A 20,364-nucleotide genomic window follows, 5' to 3' on the forward strand; every position below is an offset into this window, starting at 1 on the left:
TCATGCTGCATTACGATCGGGCCATCATCATTTCCGATCTGCATCTGTTAGAAAGTCGCCCGGCCATTACCCGGGCGTTTTTTCAACTGCTGGAACAGTTACCTGGACAGACTCAGGCCCTGTTTATTCTCGGTGACTTCTTTGAGTACTGGGTCGGCGACGATGCGGCAACGCCCTTTCATCTGGACATCGCCGAACGACTGAGGGCTCTGTCAAACTCGGTGAATATCCACTTGATGGTGGGCAACCGAGACTTTGCTATGGGTGAGGCATACACCGAGCTGTGTGGCGCAACCCTACTCCCAGACCCGACTCTGGTAGAACTTGGCGGCGTTCGCTGGTTACTCAGTCATGGCGATGAGTTGTGCACCGACGACAAAAGTTATCAGCGCTATCGCAAGGTTATTCGTCATCCCTGGGTGTTGGGCACCTTACGCCGAATGCCATTGCCCTGGCGTATAAAACTGGCGGATTACCTGCGTGGTAACAGCCAGCAGCGTAATCGCATGAACATCGTTCGCTATGTCGATGTTACTGAGTCTGCCGTGCAACAGTGGCTGGCAGATTCGCAGGTTGATGGACTGGTCCATGGCCATACTCATAAAGCCGACTGGCATCTGCACCGGCTGAGCACTGAAGTGACCAAACCTCGCTTGGTGCTGGGTGACTGGCATCATCATGGCTGGTACTTGTCGTTTGATGTCAACCAGCAACAACTGCACCGCTTTAGCATCGAAGAGGGTCCCGAACTGTCTATAAAGGAAACAACAGCCGAGACAAGCGATTAAGCAGGCACACCGCTGTGGAACCGGAAGACAGTATCCGGCGTTGCAATCAACTCGGCTTCCCGTTCACGAAATGCCTCCACTCTCGGCTCGATATCTTCCAGCGCATACTGACGCGCCAACCCTAAATAGTGTCGGTAGTGACGGGCCTCGCTTTTCAGCAATGACGCGTAAAACCGCCCCAACTCTTCATCCAGGTACGGCACCAATGCCGCAAAGCGCTCACAAGAGCGGGCTTCAACAAAAGCGCCGAGAATGAGCCGATCAACCAAACGCTGCGGTTCCGGCTTCCGCACCATATCGTGCAACGCGCCTGCATAGCGACCTGCGGACAAATGCGTGTACTCAACACCGCGCTTGTCCATCAGCTTGAGTACTTGATCAAAATGAACCAATTCCTCTCGGGCCAGCTTGCTCATCTTGGCCAACAAATCACGACGGTCGACGTACTTATACATCATCGACATGGCCGTCGAAGCCGCCTTCTTTTCACACTGGGCGTGGTCGATCAACAGAACGGGCATCTGTGTCAGAGCATGATTGATCCAGGCTTGCGGAGTGGTGTTACCCAGAAAATCGGGGATGTCTTCAAGCATGGCCTGGCAGTCGGCCGCACTGAGCGTTGTCGTCATAACTAAGGCGCCTGAATCGTTGAGGGCCGCATTATAATGACGATCAGCGTTATGACCAGAAGACACTCAGGATTAGATAACGGTATAAATTAGTGCTCTGAGTCGGTCTGAATAGAATGGCCTGCCGCGCTCGCTTGAGGACTTTGCATGCCCTTTCCATTCGATCCCGATCACTATCAAGAACAGCTCGACACCAAGGCGGATCGACTGCAAGCCCTGTTCGCTGACCGACCGCTTCCGCCGCTGGACATTTTTGCCTCCGAGCCCAGTCATTACCGCATGCGTGCCGAGTTCCGCTTTTGGCACGATGGTGACGATGCTTGGTACGCCATGTTCAATCCGGCCGACCCCAAAACGCCATTACGCGTCGACGACTTTCCCGTAGCCAGCCAGCGCATTAATGAACTGATGCCACAGGTGCGTGAAGCGGTGCTGAGCGATCCGCAATTACGCCACAAATTATTTCAGGTGGAATTTCTCACCACTCAGACTGGCGATGCCCTGATCACCCTGCTCTATCACCGCAAGCTGGATACCGACTGGGAAGCGCGCGCCCGTTATTGGCAAGATCAGTGGCAGGCGGCTGTTATCGGCCGAGCGCGCAAACAGCGACTCGTGCTGGATCGAGATTATGTTAACGAAACACTGACCATCGGTGAACGCGCCTATCATTTCCGGCAATACGAAAACAGCTTCACCCAGCCCAATGCCGGCGTCTGCGAACAGATGGTGAGCTGGGCCAAAACACACAGTCAGGGCAGCGAGGGAGACTTACTGGAACTCTATTGCGGTAACGGTAATTTCAGCATTCCTCTGGCAGAAAACTTTGATCGAGCCCTGGCTACAGAGATTTCCCGAGTATCGGTCAACAGCGCTCAGCACAACATTGCCGCCAATGAGATCGACAACCTGCGTATTGCGCGGATGTCGAGTGAAGATTTTTCCGCAGCCTGGCTCGGCCAGACGCAGTCACGTCGACTGCGCGAATGGCAGGTTGACGACTATGACTTCCGCACCCTGCTGGTCGATCCGCCGCGCGCCGGACTGGACGCCGACACCATCGCCTTGGCCAAACGCTTCGAACGCATCATCTATATTTCGTGCAATCCGGAAACGCTGGCGCAAAATGTGGCTGATCTGGGCAAGGACTATCGCATCGAAGCGGCCGCCCTGTTTGACCAGTTCCCTTACACCGACCATATGGAAGCCGGCCTGGTGCTGAGCAGAGCTTAGTCCGTTTGACCTTGCAAGGTGGCAACGATGCGGCGACTGCCACCTTCGTTACGATGCTCACCCAAATAAATACCCTGCCAAGTGCCCAGCACCAAACGACCATCGCGAACCGGTAAGGTCAACGAAACACCCAACAAGGACGATTTAATATGAGCGGGCATATCGTCAGCACCTTCGTAGGTATGAATCAGGTCGCGACGGTCTTCGGCAACCAGGCTGTTAAAGACGGTTTCAAAGTCAGTCCGCACACTGGGATCGGCGTTTTCATTGATGGTCAGTGATGCCGAAGTGTGCTGCAATAACAGGTGCAGCAAACCCACCCGTAACCGTTTTATTTCCGGCATCGCCGCCAGCACGTCATCGGTGATTAAATGAAAGCCACGCGCACGCGGCTGCAGACGAATTTCCTGCTGCGACCATATCGATTGTGATTCCGCCATGACTGACGCTCCTGATTAAACTGTGACTACGCCAAACCTTTTACCTCAAGACTTTTCAGCGTTCAGCTTGCAGCGCGTGCCGGCCGATGCTCAGCTTCAAGCTTGGAATGCCGCCGACGAATTGCTGCTGTCTCGTTTGACGACTAACGACGACAACCTTCTGCTGGTCAACGACAGTTTCGGCAGCCTGGCCGTGGCATTGAATCAACGCGTCACTGCCTGGTGGAATGACAGCGCTATGGCGCAACAAGCTTTGCAGGAAAACTGCGCGCGTAACCAGAGCAATCTGCCTAAGCTGATTCATTCGACAGACGACTTACCGAATGAACTGACCTGCGCCATCATCCAAGTCCCAAAGTCAGTTGCGCTGTTCGACTGGCAACTGGGCGAGCTGGCGACACGACTTACGCCAACCGGAAAAGTCTATGCACTGGGCATGGTAAAACATCTGAGTGACGGCCATCAAAAAGCCATGCGTCGCTGGTTTGACCAAAACAACCCCGGCCGCGCCGTTAAAAAAGCACGCTGCGTCGAACTCACCGAACCATTAATGGTCGAGGCGGTTCAAGCCCAACACAGTAGCACCGACGACGGCCTTCAATTGATCAGTGAGCCGGGTTGTTTCAGCGCACAAAAACCAGACCCCGGTGCCCTGGCTTTTCTGCACTGTTTCAATCGCCTGCCAAAGGTAAACCGGGTACTGGACCTTGGCTGTGGCAATGGCATTTTGGCGTTGAGTTATTTAAGACGGCATCTGCACGCGAATGCCGTTGGCATTGATGAAAGTGCTCAAGCGATCGCCTCTGCCCGAGCCAGTGCTCAAGCAAATGGACTGAGCGATCGGCTGGAGTTGATTCACAATAACGGTCTGACGGATCTGAACCTAACCGACGTACCACTGGTGTTGTGCAACCCACCCTTCCACCAAGACACCAGCCTGACCGATACCATTGCTGAAGAGCTGATTAAAAGCGCCGCCCAAGTGCTCGGCAAAGACGGCGAGCTCTGGTTAGTCGGCAATCGACACCTGGGTTATCACCAGCGACTGAAGCGATATTTTCGTATTGTAGAAGTAAAATCGAGCCACCCGAAGTTTGTCGTACTGGCGGCTCGTGACGTGAAAAATTAGCGGTCTTTATGGCGCAGATGCCAACACTGATGCGGCCGTTTTTGTTGGAAATCAAATGGCACCGAAACCGCCGTTTTCTCACTGACCGCATAACGCTCTGACAATTCCGGGTCGAGTTTGAATTTTCGGAAATTGTTGGAAAAAATCAGCAGCCCTTGCGGGGATAACACCCGCATCACTCGGTCAATTAATGCTATCTGATCGCGTTGAACATCCAAGGTATCGCTCATCCTAGCGGAGTTGCTGAATGTCGGTGGGTCGAGAAATATCAGATCAAACTGGTCACGACACTCATCCAGCCACTGCAAACAATCGGCTTGAATAAACCGATGATGTGCGTTCGGTTCACCGCCATTCAAACGCAGGTTATCCCGAGCCCAATTTAAATAGGTCCGCGATAGATCAACACTGGTCGTGCTCGCTGCACCCCCCACATAAGCGTGAGCAGTCACGGCGCCGGTATAGCAAAACAAATTCAGAAAGCGCTTATCTTTAGCCTGCTGCTGAATCCAGTGGCGCGTCGGTCGGTGATCCAGAAACAAGCCAGTATCCAAATAATCGCGCAGGTTCACTTCGAGCAATACGCCTTCTTCACGGACGGTAAAAAAGTCACCACTTTCATCCTGGCGTTCGTATTGCGCTCGGCCTTTCTGGCGTTGGCGCTGTTTCAGGACAATATTTTCCGGCGGGGCTTCCATCACCTCGCCCAAAACCGCTAATGCATGCAGCAAGCGCGCGCGGGCTTTGTCTTCAGGAATTTCCCGTGGTGGCGCGTATTCTTGAACGTGGTACTGATCACCATAGACATCGATGGCCAACGCAAATTCCGGTAAGTCGGCGTCATACAGACGGTAGGCTTCGATGTCCTTTCCCTTCAGCGCCTTACGACGTTGTTTCAGGTTTTTAATCAGCCGATTACGCAACGCACTGTCTTGCTCAACCATAGCCGGCGATTGATGGGTGATTTGGCGTTCATTCGGCGTAAACAGATACAGATGCGTTTCCAGACGACCGTTAAAAAATCGCTCCTTGGCGCTCGCTTTCAAACCTGTTTCACGCGCCAAAACCGTATCGGACGTGAGAATACCGACGGTCCAGTCGGCCAGTTCGGTTTCGGCTATTTCACCCAGACGTCGATACAACGCCAACAGCTGTGGCTTATTACCCAGTCGCTCACCATAGGGTGGGTTGCATGCCACCAAGCCAGGTTGCAGTGCCCAGTGAGTCGGCTTGGTCCAATCGATTAACGGCTTGTGATAGCAACGAGCCTGGCGCGACAAACCCAAACGCTCCAGCGTTTCATTGGCTCGTGCGACTACACCACCATCGGCATCGTATCCAAGTACCGGACTCATCCGGCTTTCGCCATCGAGGCGGCGCTGACGGGCTTCGGTGACTAATTCATTCCACAAACCGCGATCATGACCCAGCCAGCCATCAAAACCGAAACGACGCCGCATTAACCCCGGCGCCATATCCGCGGCAATCATGGCCGCTTCCACCACCAAAGTGCCGGATCCACATAACGGATCGATAAAAGCGTCGCCGGCAGCGGCTCGTTTCGGCCAGTCGGCGGCCATCAGTACCGCTGCAGCCAGGTTTTCTTTCAACGGCGCGGGGCCGGTTGCCTGGCGGTAACCACGGCGGTGCAAAGAATCTCCCGACAGGTCCAGACCCAGATCGATGCGCTGCCGGCCAACCTGAACAAAGACCACAATATCGGGCGCATCACGCTCAACACTGGGGCGGATGCCATGGCGATCACGCATCTGGTCAACAATGACGTCTTTGACCTTCTGAGCACCGTAACGCGGATCATCAATGCCACTCATGCGGCCCTGAAAATCCACCCGTAAAGTACCACCAGGGCGTACATGCTGATCCCAATTCACGCTATCGACCAGCGCCATCAAACCATCGAGGCTGACATCACTGCTTTGACCCAGCGCCAAATGAACCCGGTTGGCCAGTCGGCTCCACAAACAGAGCTTGTAGGCGTCGGCTAAGGAACCCTCAAACGCCAGGCCACGAGACCAATCCAGCGCGGGCTGGCCAGTGATTTGAGTAATCTCTGGCTTGAGTAGTCGATGAAAGCCCTGAGGGCAAGTCACCCAAAATGTCGCGGGATCGGTAATGCTCATTTTTAGACGGATTCTCTATTAAAAAGACTAACGCTAAGACAACAATGCTTTAAGAAAGCTCGAACAGGCTTTGAGACCTGGCTACAGCCCCCACCGGGCTGGGTATGACTATTTTATTACAGTAGCCACTAAGTGTGGCGGTTTTTAGACTGAATCGTTTGTCGACATGACCGGATCGTTTTCGATACAACATCAGTGAAGACAGCCTCACCGGGGTTGCTTGTTCCGAGTGACCCCACTTCACCATGGACAGCAAGAGAGGTCTATCTATGAAGCGACAAAAGCGCGACCGCCGTGAGCGAGCCTACCAAAAAGGCTATCTGGCCGGACTGGAAGGTCGATCGAAGAACTTATGTCCCAGTGGCAAACCCGAGTTACATCAGGAATGGATGAATGGCTGGCGCGAAGGGCGCAGCGATCAATGGGATGGGTTAACCGGCGTACGCGGTATACATCGCCTCAATGAAGTTTTGATCCACCACTAACGCCGCACCCAGGCGTTACAATCCACAGCCGGCAATGTTGCCGGCTTTTTAGTGTCTGTTATTTCAATCTGATTCGTCCTGCCAGGCATCGATGCATTCACAAATCAGTTTGGGTCCGCGGTAAATAAAGCCGCTGTAAATCTGCACCAGACTCGCACCGGCCTCCTTCTTGGCTCTAGCGTCATCGCCATAACACACACCGCCTACCCCGATCAGTGGAATCGACGGTTTCAGATAGCGACGAAAGCGGCGCAATGCCTCTGTTGAAGATTGAAACAAGGGTTGGCCCGATAGACCGCCGGCTTCTTCAGCGAAGCGCTCTCCAGAGACAGCCTCCCGGCTGAGCGTGGTATTGGTCGCAACCACCCCATCCACATCGTAATCGTTAAACACTGCGGAGATGGCCTCGATTTCCGTTTCGCTCAGGTCTGGCGCAATCTTAATCAGGATAGGCTTATAGCCGTGCTGCGCGGCCAATTGCTGTTGACGCTGCTGCAATCCAGCCAGGAGGTTTTTCAGCGCGTCACCAAACTGCAAATTGCGCAGTCCAGGTGTGTTGGGTGATGACAAATTGACCACCACATAACCCGCCCACGGATAAACGCGGTCCAGACAATAGAGGTAGTCATTCAGCGCTTGATCTTCCGGTGTGGTTTTGTTCTTGCCGATGTTAATGCCAACAATGCCGTCGTAGCGGCTGCGCTTAACGCGCTCGACCAGATGGTCAACCCCTTTGTTGTTGAACCCCATGCGATTGATGATCGCCTGGCTATCGGACAAGCGGAACAATCGCGGCTTGTCATTGCCTCGTTGCGGCCGCGGCGTCACCGTTCCGACTTCTACAAACCCAAAACCGAGCGCACCGAGCGCGTCCAGATAATCGCCATTCTTATCAAGGCCCGCAGCCAGGCCGACGGGATTGGCAAATTCCAAACCCCAGAGTGACACCGGGTCAGATGCTGGCATCTTGCTAAACAACCGGCTTAAACCCAGGCGATGTGCCGCGCCTAACGACTCCAAACTTAGGTCATGACTGGTTTCTGGGCTCAGTGCGAACAGGGCTGGACGCAGGATGTCGTACATAGCAGCTTACCGGCGTGATGAAAACGGCCGGCAGTATACCAGCCTTAGGCGATACGGCGGATGCCAATCAGTTTGAAATTATCATCCACTTCAAGACTGAAGCTGCCACGCACACCATTACGCGTCACAAAGCGTTGCAAAATACCGGAGGGAAACTGGACTCGACGGCCGTCACGTGACTCACAGGACACGGACTTCACCGAACCCTGATAATGGCGCAGGTAGTCATCAGCTGAAATATACAGATCAACGATCAGCGTTTGCGACATGAATTCGAACACCCAGACAGTGGCTATGAATAATTATCTCCGTAGCCACTGTCTGTGCAAGCACCGTTATAAGATAACGGCGCAGTGGTGTTCTTTATAACTCCGGCATGGTTGCCTGCGACAGGTCGAGCAATTCCCGGATCGCCACACTGTACATGCTGAATTCGGGCTCACCGACCGCGCGGATTTCACTCATCATCTTCAGCCAGCGCTCAACCAGAATCTGGTTGCGCTCCAACCACTCATCCACCAGTTCATCGAGTGACTCATTGCCGATCTGACTGAACAAACCCTGAGTGATGCGCCGCTGCTGCCATTCCAGATCGTCACGGAACGACTCACGCGCCATCGCCTGCCAATGGGTATTCACACTGAGGCTGTTCACCTGCTCAGCAAAGCTGTCCAGCTCCAACGCATCGCCGACGCGGAAATACCCTTGAGCTACCTGCATGGGATCGCGCTCCTGGCTTTGTGCCACTGCGACCACACCGAGGGCGGTATAAAGAATATCGGACGCACATACCCGGCGCGCTAACGCTTCCGGCACACCCTGCTCCACCAACTGAGCCGATTCGCTTAACCAGATTTCTTTTTGATCCTCTGGCAACAGTGTTTCCAGTTGATCATTCATGGTCTGAATCGGTTTCTGATAGAGGTCGAGCACGGCTTGAATGTCGATGCCAGTCCGATAGTTTTTCACCAGCCAACGGCTGCCACGACGAACCATGCGGGCCGTTTTCAACATCAAACGGCTCTGCAGCTCGGTATCAATCTGATGATCGAGCGCTTCCAGCTCATCCCATAACTGGTGCATACCAAAGATATCGCGAGCGGCAACATAGGCTTTGGCTGCTTCCAGCGGCGACGCGCCGGTGCTTTCCTGCAGACGATTAAAGTAAGAAATGCCCATGTAGTTAAAGATGTCATTGGCCACCTGTGTCGCCACAATCTCGCCACGCAAACGATGCTGGTACATGGACTTACCAAATTTCTTACGCATCGCTTCCGGGAAGACGGTCGTTACCGCCGTTTCCAGATACGCATCCTGAGCCACATCGGCTTTGATCAGTTGTTCTTTCAAATCGCCTTTGACGTAAGAAATCAACACCGACAGTTCTGGCCGAGTTAAACCCTGACCCTGTACTTTACGGTCGCTGATCGCTTCATCCGATGGCAAGAACTCCAGTTCGCGATTGAGCTTACCGGCACTGACCAACGCATTGATGAGACGGCGGTATTCTTCTACCCGCTTGAAGGATTCGGTGTAGGCAATACCCAGCGCTTGTGTCTGGCGGTAGTTATTGCGCAACACCAGTTTGGAGACATCTTCGGTGAGCTTAAACAAGTTGTCGTTGCGTTGCTTGACGGTGAGGTCACCACTGGCCACCAGGTCGTCGAGCAGAATTTTCATATTCACTTCATGGTCCGAACAATCCACACCACCGGCGTTATCAATGAAGTCGGTAAAGCAACGACCGCCGTTGAGGTTGAATTCCACCCGGCCCAACTGACTGAAGCCCAGGTTACCGCCCTCGCCGATGACCTTGCATTGCAAATCGCAGCCATCCACACGCAGCGCATCGTTCGCCTTATCGCCGATATCGGAGTGGTTTTCATGGCTGGCTTTCACATAGGTACCGATGCCGCCATTCCACAACAAATCCACTGGCGCCGTCAGCATGGCACTGATCAGATCGTTAGGTGCCACTTTGGATTTGCTGATGCCAAATACCGCTTTCATTTCTTTAGTGACGGAAATGGATTTGGCGCTGCGGCTGAAAATACCGCCACCTTTGGAGATCAGATCGGCATTGTAGTCTTCCCAGCTGGAGCGCGGTAAATCAAACAACCGCTGACGTTCGGCAAAGCTCTTGGCCGGATCTGGATCCGGGTCGACAAAGATGTGCAGATGATTAAAAGCCCCCACCAGCTTAACCGACTCAGAGCGCAATAACCCATTACCAAAAACGTCACCGGCCATGTCACCAATGCCGACCACACTAATCGGATCTTTTTGGACGTCGATACCCAACTCACGGAAATGCCGTTGTACGCTAACCCAGGCACCGCGTGCCGTGATGCCCATTTTTTTGTGGTCGTAGCCGTTAGAGCCGCCGGACGCAAAGGCATCACCGAGCCAGAAGCCATAATCAATGGCTTCGGCATTGGCGATGTCAGAGAACGTTGCGGTGCCTTTATCGGCAGCAACCACCAGATAGGGGTCGTCTTCGTCGTACCGTACCACCTGCGGTGGAGGAACGAGTTCGCCTTCGCTGAGGTTGTCGGTAATGTCGAGCAACGCACGAATAAAGGTTTTATAACTGGCAATACCTTCAGCCTGAATGGCTTCACGATCGCCATCCACGGGTAGCTGTTTGGCCACGAAGCCACCTTTGGCACCCACCGGCACAATGACCGCGTTCTTAACCTGCTGAGCTTTTACCAGACCCAATACTTCGGTACGGAAATCTTCAATGCGGTCGGACCAGCGCAGGCCGCCCCGCGCCACCTTACCGCCACGCAGATGCACACCTTCGATACGTGGCGAGTACACAAATATTTCGAACATCGGCTTGGGCAACGGAATATTGCTGATCTTGGCGGGATTCAGTTTGAAACTGAAATAGTCCTTGCGCCGACCATCGGCACCTGCCTGATAAAAATTGGTGCGCAAAGTCGCCTTAATCAACTCAACATAGCGACGGAAAATACGGTCTTCATTGATGTTGTTTACCGCATCCAGCTGACCGTTAATAGCTTCGAGCCACTTATCCAAATCCTTGTGCACGTTACCCTGCTTATCCGGATTAAAACGGGCAGAAAACAGCTCAACCAAGTTTTCGGTAATGTCCGTATATTTGATCAAGGTGTCGGCAATGTACTCTTGCGATAAACCAAAACGAATCTGCTTCATATAGCGCGCATAGGCACGCAACATAGCAACTTCACGCCACGTCAGTTTGGCCCGCAAAATGAGCTGGTTATAGGCATCACTTTCGGCGCGACCGTTCCAAATATTCAAAAAGGCCCGTGCAAATTCTTCGCGGTATTGCACCGGATCGATCAGTGGGTTGGGCTCATAGAGCAATGAGAAATCGTAAATCCAGATGCACTCGTCATCACCGTAATTGATTTCATAGGGATACTCGTCGATGACTTTCAAACCCAGATTTTCCAGAACGGGCATCAGCTCGGATAACAACAGTGCCTCACCCTTTTTGAAAATCTTTAATTTCAATTCACTGCCCGTCGGCTCCATGGCGCGATAGAAACTCAGTGCAATAGGCTCTGCATTTTTCTTGTTCAGCGATTCCATGCGCTGAATATCTGCGACAGCCACGCGCGGACTGTACTGTTCTCGATAACTTGCCGGGAAGGCTTCGTGATAGCGCTGATGCAGCTGAATACCCTGCTCTTCACCAAAGTTCTCTACCAAGACTTGTTGCAGCTCGTCAGTCCAGCGACGAGCAATCTGGAAGATGCGTTTTTCCAGTGCCTCAGTTGGTAACTCACCTTCAATAGGCTGCTTGAGCTTGAACACCAGACGGGTTCGAGCCAACACCGACTCACTGAAAAAAGTGGTGAAATCCGAGCCTTCAACATCGAATTGCTCTGCCAACATATCGTGAATTTGCTGGCGCAACTGCGAGTTAAAAATATCACGCGGCACGTAGACAATGGCGGTTAAGAACTTACCGTAGATATCACGACGCAATAACAAACGAATGCGCTTACGTTCCTGAATGGCCAGCACGTCCAACGTCATGTTCAACAAGGTATCAATGGATGCCTGAATGAGTTCATCACGCGGGAAGGTAAACAGAATGGCCGCCAGTTCTTTGTAGTTATGACTGCCTTGGGCAAACCCACTTTGCTCCAGAACCTGCTCGATTTTTCGCCGCACCACGGGAATGGTGTCAGGCGAACCGTTGTATACGGTGGAAGTATAAAGCCCCAGAAAACGACGGCCGCCAATCACTTCACCCTTATCGTTGAAGCGTTTGACCAAGACATAATCGGAATAAGCCGGACGATGCACATTGGAGCGTCGGCCGGACTTGGAGAAGATCAGCAACTCTTTTTCAAAAACATGATGGCGACGCTGCTCGGTCATCTCATCGATGAATTCTTCGCGTCGCTTGTTGCTTTGCCGGAACAAACCCAAGGCACTGCCGTCTACCTGCGTGACCTTGCCGTCGTCGATTTCATATTCGTCATAAGCCAGAAACGTGAAATGATTTTCCGCTAACCATTTCATAAAGACTTCGGCTTCATCCAGCTCGCTCTGATCTACCGGGTACTTCTGAGTATGGAAATCAGCGATAGCGTCTTCGGTTTTCTTCAGGATATTCGGGTAATCAGCGATCACCCGCTTGACCTCTTCCACCACCGAGTTGATCGCGTTGGCAATGTCTTCGCGTTCAGCGGATACCGTGGTTCGATCCACTTCAATACACAGCAGCAATTCGCGCGGCTTTTCTTTATCAAAGCCTTCAAAGCGACCGTCTTTAGACCGAGCCACACCCAGGCTGGCATGAAACAGAGTATGAATGTTGGCGTCCAGTCGATTCAGCGTCAGACGAACAGAATCGATGATAAAGGGAACATCTTCGTATAAGACGGTGACAATGGTATGCGGTGACTGCCACTCGTTTTCTTCAACGTTGGGATTAAAGACATCTACGCTTTGCTGACCACCCTCGTGTTGCTGCAACGTACGCCATAACGAAACGACCATGCCAGCCAGGTCGGTGGTGTCATAGCTGGCCAGATCCTGCATGGAGGCATGCTGGAACAAATGCTCAATCAGAATCCGAAGATCGGCATGCTTGTCCTTGGGAAAATGAGGCGTTAAACGTGCATAAAGAGTGTCTAGTAACTCAATCCGTCGAGGTGACAGGGTGGTGGTCATTGTTGGCCTCTGTAGGTTGTTGTTATGCGCAGTCCGAATGGGTTGCTGGCAATCGTTGTGCCGCCAGGGTGGACGGCCTTATTCTCTAGCATAGACAAACACTCGCCAGTACGCTGGCACATTGGTGTCGCCTTTTGATCACTGGGGTCGCAATCGTGAAAGCGACACCGAAACAAAGTGGGAGAAAAACACATGGTGGAGAATCGAGCGTCTCGGGCAGAGAGTCGACTGAGCCGGTTATGGCGTCTGATATTGAGTCTGTTGGCGGGGCTGGTAGGCGTGCAAAGCGATAAAAATAGAGTCAGCGACTTCCACTCGACCAGCATTTGGCCGTTTATCATCGGCGGCATTTTGATGACCGCTGTGTTTGTTTTGGCGCTGATCCTACTGGTGCGCACACTGGCTCCCTAGCCAAGCGGTAAAGAAAAAGGGCCTTGGAGGCCCCTCTTTCGGGTCGGTTTCAAGGCGACCCCTCTAAATCCGGTTCAGTGGATCCTTGTTGATCCCACGGTTGTCTCAGGCAGCGGTCGCCACCCAGTAAATGGCTGCAACGACGACCGTCGCTACGATGACCACGGCGGCAATAGCATCCGCACGGGCATCACTCATTCCAACTTTCTTGCTGGCCATGGTTCGTCCTCCTGTTATTGTTGTTCTGTTCGCCGCTGAGGGCCGATACGGCGTGCAAGATCCGCCGTCTACCGCGGTCATTTAACTCTGTAAGTGGCTCGGGTTCAAGCGCCACCATATAACGGTATGAACTCAAATTATGAAAATTAAATCATTCCTGGAATAAGCAAACTTCGTTAGAGTAGCGCCCAACCTTCACCAGACCGATACAGGTTGCCTTGATGTACGTTTACGACTCGTTCGACCAAAAAGTGGTTGATGAACGCGTCGCTCAGTTCCGTGAACAAACTGAGCGTTACCTCGACGGCCAACTGGCCGACGACGAATTTCTGCCACTGCGCCTGCAAAATGGCCTCTACATTCAACGCCACGCACCCATGCTGCGCATCGCTGTACCGTATGGCTTATTGAGTTCCAAGCAACTGCGCAAGCTGGCTGAACTCACCGAAACCTACGATAAAGGCTACGGTCACTTCACGACCCGCCAGAACGTTCAGTTCAATTGGCCGGCATTGGAAGACGTACCCGACATATTGGCGGGGCTGGCTGACGTCCAGATGCACGCCATCCAGACGTCTGGCAACTGCATTCGTAACACCACCACCGACCAGTTCGCTGGCGTGCTGCGTGACGAAATTGCCGACCCACGTCCCTGGTGCGAATTGATTCGCCAATGGTCAACCCTGCATCCGGAATTCGCCTTCCTGCCGCGTAAGTTCAAAATTGCCGTTAATGGCAGCACGAACAGCGATCGTGCCGCCGTTCGCTTTCACGACATCGGTCTGGAGCTGGTGCGTAACGATGCCGGCGAACTGGGCTTTAAAGTCTTTGTCGGCGGTGGCTTGGGCCGTACGCCTCTGGTCGGCCAGGAAGTCCGCGATTTCTTACCGGGCATACATTTGTTGAGCTATCTCGAAGCCATTTTGCGCGTCTATAACCTGCTGGGTCGACGCGACAACAAATACAAAGCACGCATTAAAATTCTGGTGAAAGCGCTGGGTGTTGAAGCCTTCCGTGACAAAGTCGAAGCCGAGTGGGCGCACCTGAAAGACGGACCGGCCACTCTGACCGAAGCCGAGATCGCACGCGTTGCCGAGCACTTTGTTGACCCGGCATATGAAAACCTGGCCGATGCCGATGCCATCCTGGCGCAACAAAAAGCCGACCATCCGGGCTTTGCACAGTGGCTCGATCGCAACGTCTACTTGCATAAAAAGCCGGGTTACGCGGCGGTTACGTTGTCGATCAAAAAACTCGGTTACGCTCCGGGCGACTGCACCGCTGACCAAATGCGCAGCGTGGCTCATCTGGCCGACCAGTTTTCCTTCGGCGAATTGCGCGTCAGCCACGAACAAAACCTGATTCTCGCCGATGTGCGGCAGGATCAATTACTGGAATTGTGGGAAGCCGCCAAGTTGGTCGGGTTTGCCACCGCGAACATCGGCACGCTGACCGATGTTATCTGCTGCCCAGGCGGCGATTACTGTGCTCTGGCCAACGCCAAGTCCATCCCCATCGCTGAATCCATCCAGGCGCAGTTTGACGACCTGGATTACCTCTACGATCTGGGCGATTTGGATTTGAACATTTCTGGCTGCATGAACGCCTGTGGTCATCACCACATCGGCAACATCGGCATTCTCGGCGTCGATAAAAAAGGCGAAGAGTTCTATCAGGTATCGCTCGGCGGCGACTCCGGCCAAAACGCTCGCGTCGGTAAAATTCTCGGCCCGTCATTCAACGCCGAAGACATTCCCGCGGTCGTCGACAAGGTTATTCAGGTGTACACCGAAAACCGCCAGCCTGAAGAAGCCTTTGTCGACACTGTCGAACGCCTGGGTCTGGATCCGTTCAAGGAGCGCGTCTATGCAAAATCTCATTAAGAACGGCGCGCTGCTGACCGACGACGCCTGGGTGCTGATCGAAGACGACAGCACCAACATCGCCGAAAATACGGCTGCCATTTTGCCGCTGCCGCGTTATCTGGCGCTGAATGAAGCCAACAATTTGCCGACACGTGTCGGTGTTTGGCTGAACGATGAACAAATGGCCGATGACGTTGCCGACCTGCTCGACAAGGTGGAACTGGTCGCCCTGCACTTTCCCAAATTCGCCGATGGCCGCAGCTTCTCCAAAGCACGGCTGCTGCGCGACCGTCTGGGTTACCAGGGTGAAATTCGCGCCATAGGCGACTTCCTGCCCGACCAGGTCGACTACATGGCGCGCTGTGGCATCGACGCTTTCGCCTGTCGCAACGAACAGGAAGCCAGAACGGCACTGTCGATGCTCGATACTTTCAGCATCCATTACCAGGGTGATGTCAGCCAAAGCGCCCTCTTTCAACAGCGTTGAATAGCCGCTTTATCACGGCGGCGCCCGTTCTGGACGCCGCCCGTCTCCCTTCAAAGCTCGCTTCTGAATCAAACGCTTTCAAACGATTTCACATAAATCGTTTGACCCCAGTATTTTTACTGTATATAAATACAGCTACTGTATGTTTGAACAGTAAAGGAGCCGACCATGCACGCCCTGAACAACACCGACCAGGCAATGCAAACCCCGCAGTTTTGGCGCACCCCAGCGCGGAAGCCCATTGCACAACTGCGTCGGGAAGCAAAACCGTCCCAGCCGGAAGGAACCTTTACTGAGATTTTTTGCCATCACGGCGGACTGAACCAGCTGCACTTGCTGGTACCAACGTTGGCGAAACTCAGCCAGCAACAACAGCGGTGGATTACCTTTATTGCACCGCCCTGCCTGCCCAACAACGCCGCACTCAAACGCGCCGGTGTCGATACCACCAAGGTTCGTGTGGTACATACCCGCTCCGTTACCGACTACTGGCACACACTGGAAGAAGCATTAGGCAATGGAATGAGCAGCACTGTCCTGGCCTGGCCCCCGCACGGCGAATTCAACGACGCCCACCGCGAAGTGCTCAAGCGGGCGTCCATTGACGGTCAAACACAGACGTTCGTATTCCGGCAATTGGGGATGGCTCAAAATGAAATCCCGCAGGCAAAAGAAGAAACCCTCCAATTGGCCTTAGCGTTGTAACAACGAACTAATAGCAAAAGGAACAGCGGATGTTTGATCATCTCAGCACCTACGCAACGGATTTCGACGCCACCAAAAAATTCTACGACGGCGCCCTGGCGGCACTTGGCTATAGCGTACAAATGGAATTCGTCGCCGGCTGGAACACCGACTTCCCGACTCAACGCATGTGCGCTTATGGCCCAGACGGTCAGCCCAACTTCTGGATCATTGAAGTTAAAAGCCATTACACGCCCAGACATTTAGCCTTCACCGCTAACGACCGAAAATCGGTTGATGCGTTCTATCAAGCAGCCATGACTGCCGGCGGTACTGATAACGGCGAACCCGGACTGCGTTCGACATACCACGAACACTACTATGGCGCCTTTGTAATCGACCCGGATGGGAACAATATGGAAGCGGTCTGCCATCGAGCAGATGGTTGATAGATTAATCGTTTCGAGTTGAATAAATGGTGCCCGGAGCCGGAATCGAACCGGCACGGCCGCAATGGCCGAGGGATTTTAAGTCCCTTGTGTCTACCAGTTTCACCATCCGGGCGTCGAAAACTTGCCAGGGAACGATCCCAGGGGAGGATCGTTGGTTTCCTGCCTGTGGTCAGGAAGAAATGGAGGCTGGAGTCGGAATCGAACCGGCGTACGCGGAGTTGCAGTCCGCTGCATGACCACTCTGCCATCCAGCCTTAGAACCCGAAGGTTCAAACAATCAGCGCGTTGCTTTGCTGACTGACCCACCGAAATGGGATTTTTTTTGGAGCGGGAAACGAGATTCGAACTCGCGACCCCAACCTTGGCAAGGTTGTGCTCTACCACTGAGCTATTCCCGCAAAACTGGTTGTATCTGACCCGCTATTGGGTCGCGAGAACTCGCGAGGCTACGCGCCCCGCCCCAACCTCGGTCAAGGTTGTGCTCTACCACTGAGCTATTCCCGCAAAACTGCTTGTTGCCTGTAACAACCAACCCAGACAACGCCGGCGAATTCTAAGGGCTGGGATTGGCCCGGTCAATAATTTTCCTTTTAATTTAAGCACTTAGCCATCAAGCCGGATTTAGCCGACGCTTGGCTTCAGTTCGCTCCAGGCGGCGCGCAGGTAGACAACCATTGACCAGAGCGTCAGTACCGCTGAGACCTGCAAGGCGATCAAACCTAGTGTTGACAGGCTGGTGTGGGCATCGGGGTTCTGACTCAGCAGAACGACGATGGCGATCATCTGCAGCGTGGTCTTCACCTTACCCAGCATGTTAACCGCCACACTGGCACGCTTACCCAATTCGGCCATCCATTCCCGCAACGCTGAAATAACAATTTCACGGCCAATGATCACAATAGCCGGCAGTGTCATCCAAATGTTGCCGTGAGTTTCCACCAAGGCTACCAGGGCTGCGGCAACGATGAGTTTATCAGCGACCGGATCGAGGAAAGCACCGAAAGGTGTCATCTGGCCTAAACGACGCGCCAGGTAACCGTCGAACCAGTCGGTTACTGCTGCGGCCGTAAAAATTGCGGCCGCTGCGATATATGCCCAGCTATATGGCAAATAATAGATACCGACGCAGACTGGAATCATGATGATGCGAAACAGCGTCAGGAGATTGGGAATGTTCATAGCGACCCTTAGTCAGACTGCCGACATTAGCCGACGGCTCATAGCTTGTTCAGAAAGGCTGCAAGGATTTCAGCTTCATGGCGGGCTGTAAAGTCACCATCGTCACTATTCCCCACTCTTAGCTCGAATGCAGGTGATCGTAGATGGTGTCCGCCAGCGCCTTAGAGATGCCTTTTACCCGGGCAATTTCTGCAGCGCTGGCTGCCTTAACACCCTGAGCGCTGCCAAAGTGTCGAATTAAGGCCTTACGACGCGTGGCGCCCACGCTGGGAATGTCATCCAGAATCGAGCCTATTCTCGCTTTACCGCGGCGACCACGATGACTGGTAATCGCAAAGCGATGCGCTTCGTCGCGAATGTGCTGAATCAGGTGCAAAGCCGGACTGTGGTTGGGTAATTGGACCACCCGGTCGGGTGTTTCATAAAACAGGGTTTCCATGCCCGGTTTACGCGTTTCACCTTTAGCGACTCCCAGCAGCGGGATGCTTAACCCAAGCTCATTCATCACCTCACGCGCCATCTTCATTTGGCCTTTACCGCCATCGACGATCAATAAGTCGGGCAGCCGTGCGGCTTCTTTTTGCAGCCTGCTGTAGCGACGCTGAATGGCTTGCGACATGGCGGCGTAATCATCGCCAGCGGCCACGCCCTCAATATTGAACTTGCGGTACATCGATTTGTTCGGTCCGTTTTGATCGAACACCACGCAGGAAGCCGTAGTGGCCTCACCGGAACTGTGCGATATATCAAAGCACTCCATACGCTCCGGAGCCGCTTCGAGTTTCAAGACTTCCTGCAAGGCGGCAAAACGCTGCACGATTTGTTGTTTCTGACTGATTCGATGTTGCAACTGTTCACGCGCATTGGTTTGCGCCAGTTCGACCCAGCGCGCATTACGGCCACGCACCGATGACGACAGACTGACTTTGCGCCCAAACTGTTCTGCCAAGGCTTTTTCCAACCAGTCTTTTTCGGTGACCGGTGTATTCAGCAGAATGGTTTGCGGACAATCATCGCGTGTGCGGCCCAGATAATACTGCGCCAGAAAACTCATCATGATCTGAGTGGGCTCTTCATCGATACCCGGCTTGGGGAAGAAGCTCTGGCTGCCGAGCAAGCGCCCCTGGCGAATCATCAGGTAGTGAACGCACAGCCCGGCTTCGCTGGCTTCCAGTGCGAACACATCAACATCACCCCGATCGGACGATACAAATTGCTGCTCTTGTACTTTGCGTAAATACAGCAGTTGATCGCGCACTTCAGCCGCCGCTTCAAAATTCAGTTCGCTGCTGGCGGTATCCATTTCCAGCTCCAGCGTTTCGATCAAGCTCTGGTTACGGCCTTGTAAAAAGGTCCGGGTTTTTTCCAGATCCGCCTGATATTCCTCTTCGGAAACGAAGCCGACGCAAGGCGCTTTACAGCGGTTGATCTGATACTGCAAACACGGTCGCTGCCGGTTTTGAAAGACGCTGTCTTCGCATTGGCGCACTTTGAACGCCTTCTGCAAAATTGCCAGGCTCTCACGCACAGCACTGGCACTGGGATAAGGGCCAAAGTACTCCGAACTGCCCTTGCGAGTACCGCGATGCACATACAAACCGGGCCAGTCACCACCGGTAGTCAGCTTGATATAGGGATAGGATTTATCGTCAACCAGCAAAATATTGTATTGCGGCCGATGCTGCTTAATCAGTGTCTGCTCCAGCAGCAGTGCTTCGGTTTCGCTGTGCGTGACCGTGGTTTCAATGCGCGCAATACGCGCCACCAGGGCGAGCGTTTTATTGTTCAGCCCACGACCACGGAAGTAGCTGGATACCCGGTTTTTAAGGTTCTTGGCTTTGCCCACATACAACAAGGTGCCCTCGGCATCGAACATGCGATAAACGCCGGGTCGGATGGTGAGGTGCTTGAGATAGGCTTTGTGGTCGAAGGGGGTTGCGGTGTCTTCCATGCCGCTA

Annotated in this window: 17 protein-coding genes and 3 tRNA genes; 9 read left to right on the forward strand and 11 right to left on the reverse strand. The window is 53.5% G+C overall.

What is annotated here, in order from left to right; translation table 11 throughout:
- Positions 1-2: 2 nt before the first annotated feature.
- Positions 3-788, forward strand: a complete 786-nt coding sequence (locus tag BGP77_RS14025) for a UDP-2,3-diacylglucosamine diphosphatase (protein WP_108165338.1) — start codon at positions 3-5, stop codon at positions 786-788.
- On the opposite strand, the gene BGP77_RS14030 is transcribed toward BGP77_RS14025, so the two are convergent.
- Positions 785-1,417, reverse strand: a complete 633-nt coding sequence (locus tag BGP77_RS14030) for a tRNA-(ms[2]io[6]A)-hydroxylase (protein ID WP_108165339.1) — start codon at positions 1,415-1,417, stop codon at positions 785-787. The two genes, BGP77_RS14025 and BGP77_RS14030, sit on opposite strands and share 4 nt — an antisense overlap.
- A 147-nt stretch (positions 1,418-1,564) precedes the next feature.
- Between BGP77_RS14030 and trmA the strand changes: the two genes are divergently transcribed.
- The gene (gene trmA / locus BGP77_RS14035) at positions 1,565-2,650 is read left to right on the forward strand and encodes a tRNA (uridine(54)-C5)-methyltransferase TrmA (RefSeq protein ID WP_108165340.1); all 1,086 of its coding nucleotides are present in this window, start codon (positions 1,565-1,567) and stop codon (positions 2,648-2,650) included.
- Here the strand turns inward: trmA and BGP77_RS14040 are convergent.
- Entirely contained in the window at positions 2,647-3,072 is a 426-nt protein-coding gene (locus tag BGP77_RS14040; RefSeq protein ID WP_108165990.1) for a secondary thiamine-phosphate synthase enzyme YjbQ, read from the reverse strand. The two genes, trmA and BGP77_RS14040, sit on opposite strands and share 4 nt — an antisense overlap.
- Positions 3,073-3,112: 40 nt before the next feature.
- Here BGP77_RS14040 and BGP77_RS14045 point away from each other — a divergent pair, with 40 nt between their 5' ends.
- The gene (locus BGP77_RS14045) at positions 3,113-4,219 is read left to right on the forward strand and encodes a methyltransferase (RefSeq protein ID WP_146171260.1); all 1,107 of its coding nucleotides are present in this window, start codon (positions 3,113-3,115) and stop codon (positions 4,217-4,219) included.
- Here BGP77_RS14045 and rlmKL read toward each other — a convergent pair.
- Entirely contained in the window at positions 4,216-6,360 is a 2,145-nt protein-coding gene (gene rlmKL, locus BGP77_RS14050; protein ID WP_108165342.1) for a bifunctional 23S rRNA (guanine(2069)-N(7))-methyltransferase RlmK/23S rRNA (guanine(2445)-N(2))-methyltransferase RlmL, read from the reverse strand. The two genes, BGP77_RS14045 and rlmKL, sit on opposite strands and share 4 nt — an antisense overlap.
- Before the next feature lie 269 nt (positions 6,361-6,629).
- Between rlmKL and rmf the strand changes: the two genes are divergently transcribed.
- Positions 6,630-6,845, forward strand: coding sequence for a ribosome modulation factor (rmf, locus tag BGP77_RS14055; RefSeq protein WP_108165343.1), 216 nt, complete (start codon positions 6,630-6,632; stop codon positions 6,843-6,845).
- A 63-nt stretch (positions 6,846-6,908) separates the two neighbouring features.
- Here rmf and BGP77_RS14060 read toward each other — a convergent pair whose 3' ends face one another.
- From BGP77_RS14060 to BGP77_RS14070, 3 genes are all read right to left on the reverse strand, one after another.
- Positions 6,909-7,928 carry a quinone-dependent dihydroorotate dehydrogenase gene (locus tag BGP77_RS14060; protein ID WP_108165344.1) on the reverse strand — a complete coding sequence of 340 codons (1,020 nt, stop codon included), beginning with the start codon at positions 7,926-7,928 and terminating at the stop codon, positions 6,909-6,911.
- A 44-nt stretch (positions 7,929-7,972) separates the two neighbouring features.
- Positions 7,973-8,197, reverse strand: coding sequence for a DUF2835 domain-containing protein (locus BGP77_RS14065; protein WP_108165991.1), 225 nt, complete (start codon positions 8,195-8,197; stop codon positions 7,973-7,975).
- A 94-nt stretch (positions 8,198-8,291) separates the two neighbouring features.
- Positions 8,292-13,109: an NAD-glutamate dehydrogenase gene (locus BGP77_RS14070; protein WP_108165345.1), complete on the reverse strand. Its 4,818-nt coding sequence runs from the start codon at positions 13,107-13,109 to the stop codon at positions 8,292-8,294.
- Between the two features lie 192 nt (positions 13,110-13,301).
- Between BGP77_RS14070 and BGP77_RS14075 the strand changes: the two genes are divergently transcribed.
- The 5 genes from BGP77_RS14075 to BGP77_RS14095 all read left to right on the forward strand — a co-directional run bounded on the left by BGP77_RS14075 (position 13,302) and on the right by BGP77_RS14095 (position 17,224).
- Positions 13,302-13,520, forward strand: coding sequence for a DUF2970 domain-containing protein (locus tag BGP77_RS14075; protein WP_108165346.1), 219 nt, complete (start codon positions 13,302-13,304; stop codon positions 13,518-13,520).
- A 440-nt stretch (positions 13,521-13,960) separates the two neighbouring features.
- Positions 13,961-15,622 carry a nitrite/sulfite reductase gene (locus BGP77_RS14080; RefSeq protein ID WP_108165347.1) on the forward strand — a complete coding sequence of 554 codons (1,662 nt, stop codon included), beginning with the start codon at positions 13,961-13,963 and terminating at the stop codon, positions 15,620-15,622.
- Positions 15,606-16,091 (forward strand): DUF934 domain-containing protein, encoded by a 486-nt coding sequence (locus BGP77_RS14085; RefSeq protein ID WP_108165348.1) that lies wholly within the window; start codon positions 15,606-15,608, stop codon positions 16,089-16,091. The genes BGP77_RS14080 and BGP77_RS14085 overlap by 17 nt, the downstream gene beginning before the upstream one ends.
- 168 nt (positions 16,092-16,259) lie before the next feature.
- Positions 16,260-16,796 carry a cell division inhibitor SulA gene (locus BGP77_RS14090; protein ID WP_108165349.1) on the forward strand — a complete coding sequence of 179 codons (537 nt, stop codon included), beginning with the start codon at positions 16,260-16,262 and terminating at the stop codon, positions 16,794-16,796.
- Between the two features lie 29 nt (positions 16,797-16,825).
- Entirely contained in the window at positions 16,826-17,224 is a 399-nt protein-coding gene (locus tag BGP77_RS14095) for a VOC family protein (RefSeq protein WP_108165350.1), read from the forward strand.
- A gap of 27 nt (positions 17,225-17,251) precedes the next feature.
- Here the strand turns inward: BGP77_RS14095 and BGP77_RS14100 are convergent.
- The 5 genes from BGP77_RS14100 to uvrC all read right to left on the reverse strand — a co-directional run bounded on the left by BGP77_RS14100 (position 17,252) and on the right by uvrC (position 20,357).
- Positions 17,252-17,339, reverse strand: a tRNA-Leu gene (locus tag BGP77_RS14100).
- Positions 17,340-17,407: 68 nt separating this feature from the next.
- A tRNA-Cys gene (locus tag BGP77_RS14105) sits at positions 17,408-17,481 on the reverse strand.
- A gap of 69 nt (positions 17,482-17,550) precedes the next feature.
- Positions 17,551-17,625 (reverse strand) — tRNA-Gly (locus tag BGP77_RS14110).
- A 223-nt stretch (positions 17,626-17,848) separates the two neighbouring features.
- A complete protein-coding gene (gene pgsA, locus BGP77_RS14115) occupies positions 17,849-18,406 on the reverse strand; it encodes a CDP-diacylglycerol--glycerol-3-phosphate 3-phosphatidyltransferase (RefSeq protein ID WP_108165351.1) in 558 nt (185 codons plus the stop codon).
- A gap of 118 nt (positions 18,407-18,524) precedes the next feature.
- Positions 18,525-20,357: an excinuclease ABC subunit UvrC gene (gene uvrC, locus BGP77_RS14120; RefSeq protein WP_108165352.1), complete on the reverse strand. Its 1,833-nt coding sequence runs from the start codon at positions 20,355-20,357 to the stop codon at positions 18,525-18,527.
- Positions 20,358-20,364: the final 7 nt, after the last annotated feature.

The sequence above is a fragment of the Saccharospirillum sp. MSK14-1 genome (genome assembly GCF_003054965.1).
Lineage (GTDB): Bacteria > Pseudomonadota > Gammaproteobacteria > Pseudomonadales > Natronospirillaceae > Saccharospirillum.

Coding starts and splice junctions, on each gene's coding strand:
- BGP77_RS14025 (WP_108165338.1), top strand. CDS start 3: ATGCTGCATTACGATCGGGCCATCATCATTTCCGATCTGCATCTGTTA.
- BGP77_RS14030 (WP_108165339.1), bottom strand. CDS start 1,417: ATGACGACAACGCTCAGTGCGGCCGACTGCCAGGCCATGCTTGAAGAC.
- trmA (WP_108165340.1), top strand. CDS start 1,565: ATGCCCTTTCCATTCGATCCCGATCACTATCAAGAACAGCTCGACACC.
- rlmKL (WP_108165342.1), bottom strand. CDS start 6,360: ATGAGCATTACCGATCCCGCGACATTTTGGGTGACTTGCCCTCAGGGC.
- rmf (WP_108165343.1), top strand. CDS start 6,630: ATGAAGCGACAAAAGCGCGACCGCCGTGAGCGAGCCTACCAAAAAGGC.
- BGP77_RS14060 (WP_108165344.1), bottom strand. CDS start 7,928: ATGTACGACATCCTGCGTCCAGCCCTGTTCGCACTGAGCCCAGAAACC.
- BGP77_RS14065 (WP_108165991.1), bottom strand. CDS start 8,197: ATGTCGCAAACGCTGATCGTTGATCTGTATATTTCAGCTGATGACTAC.
- BGP77_RS14070 (WP_108165345.1), bottom strand. CDS start 13,109: ATGACCACCACCCTGTCACCTCGACGGATTGAGTTACTAGACACTCTT.
- BGP77_RS14075 (WP_108165346.1), top strand. CDS start 13,302: ATGGTGGAGAATCGAGCGTCTCGGGCAGAGAGTCGACTGAGCCGGTTA.
- BGP77_RS14080 (WP_108165347.1), top strand. CDS start 13,961: ATGTACGTTTACGACTCGTTCGACCAAAAAGTGGTTGATGAACGCGTC.
- BGP77_RS14085 (WP_108165348.1), top strand. CDS start 15,606: ATGCAAAATCTCATTAAGAACGGCGCGCTGCTGACCGACGACGCCTGG.
- BGP77_RS14090 (WP_108165349.1), top strand. CDS start 16,260: ATGCACGCCCTGAACAACACCGACCAGGCAATGCAAACCCCGCAGTTT.
- BGP77_RS14095 (WP_108165350.1), top strand. CDS start 16,826: ATGTTTGATCATCTCAGCACCTACGCAACGGATTTCGACGCCACCAAA.
- pgsA (WP_108165351.1), bottom strand. CDS start 18,406: ATGAACATTCCCAATCTCCTGACGCTGTTTCGCATCATCATGATTCCA.
- uvrC (WP_108165352.1), bottom strand. CDS start 20,357: ATGGAAGACACCGCAACCCCCTTCGACCACAAAGCCTATCTCAAGCAC.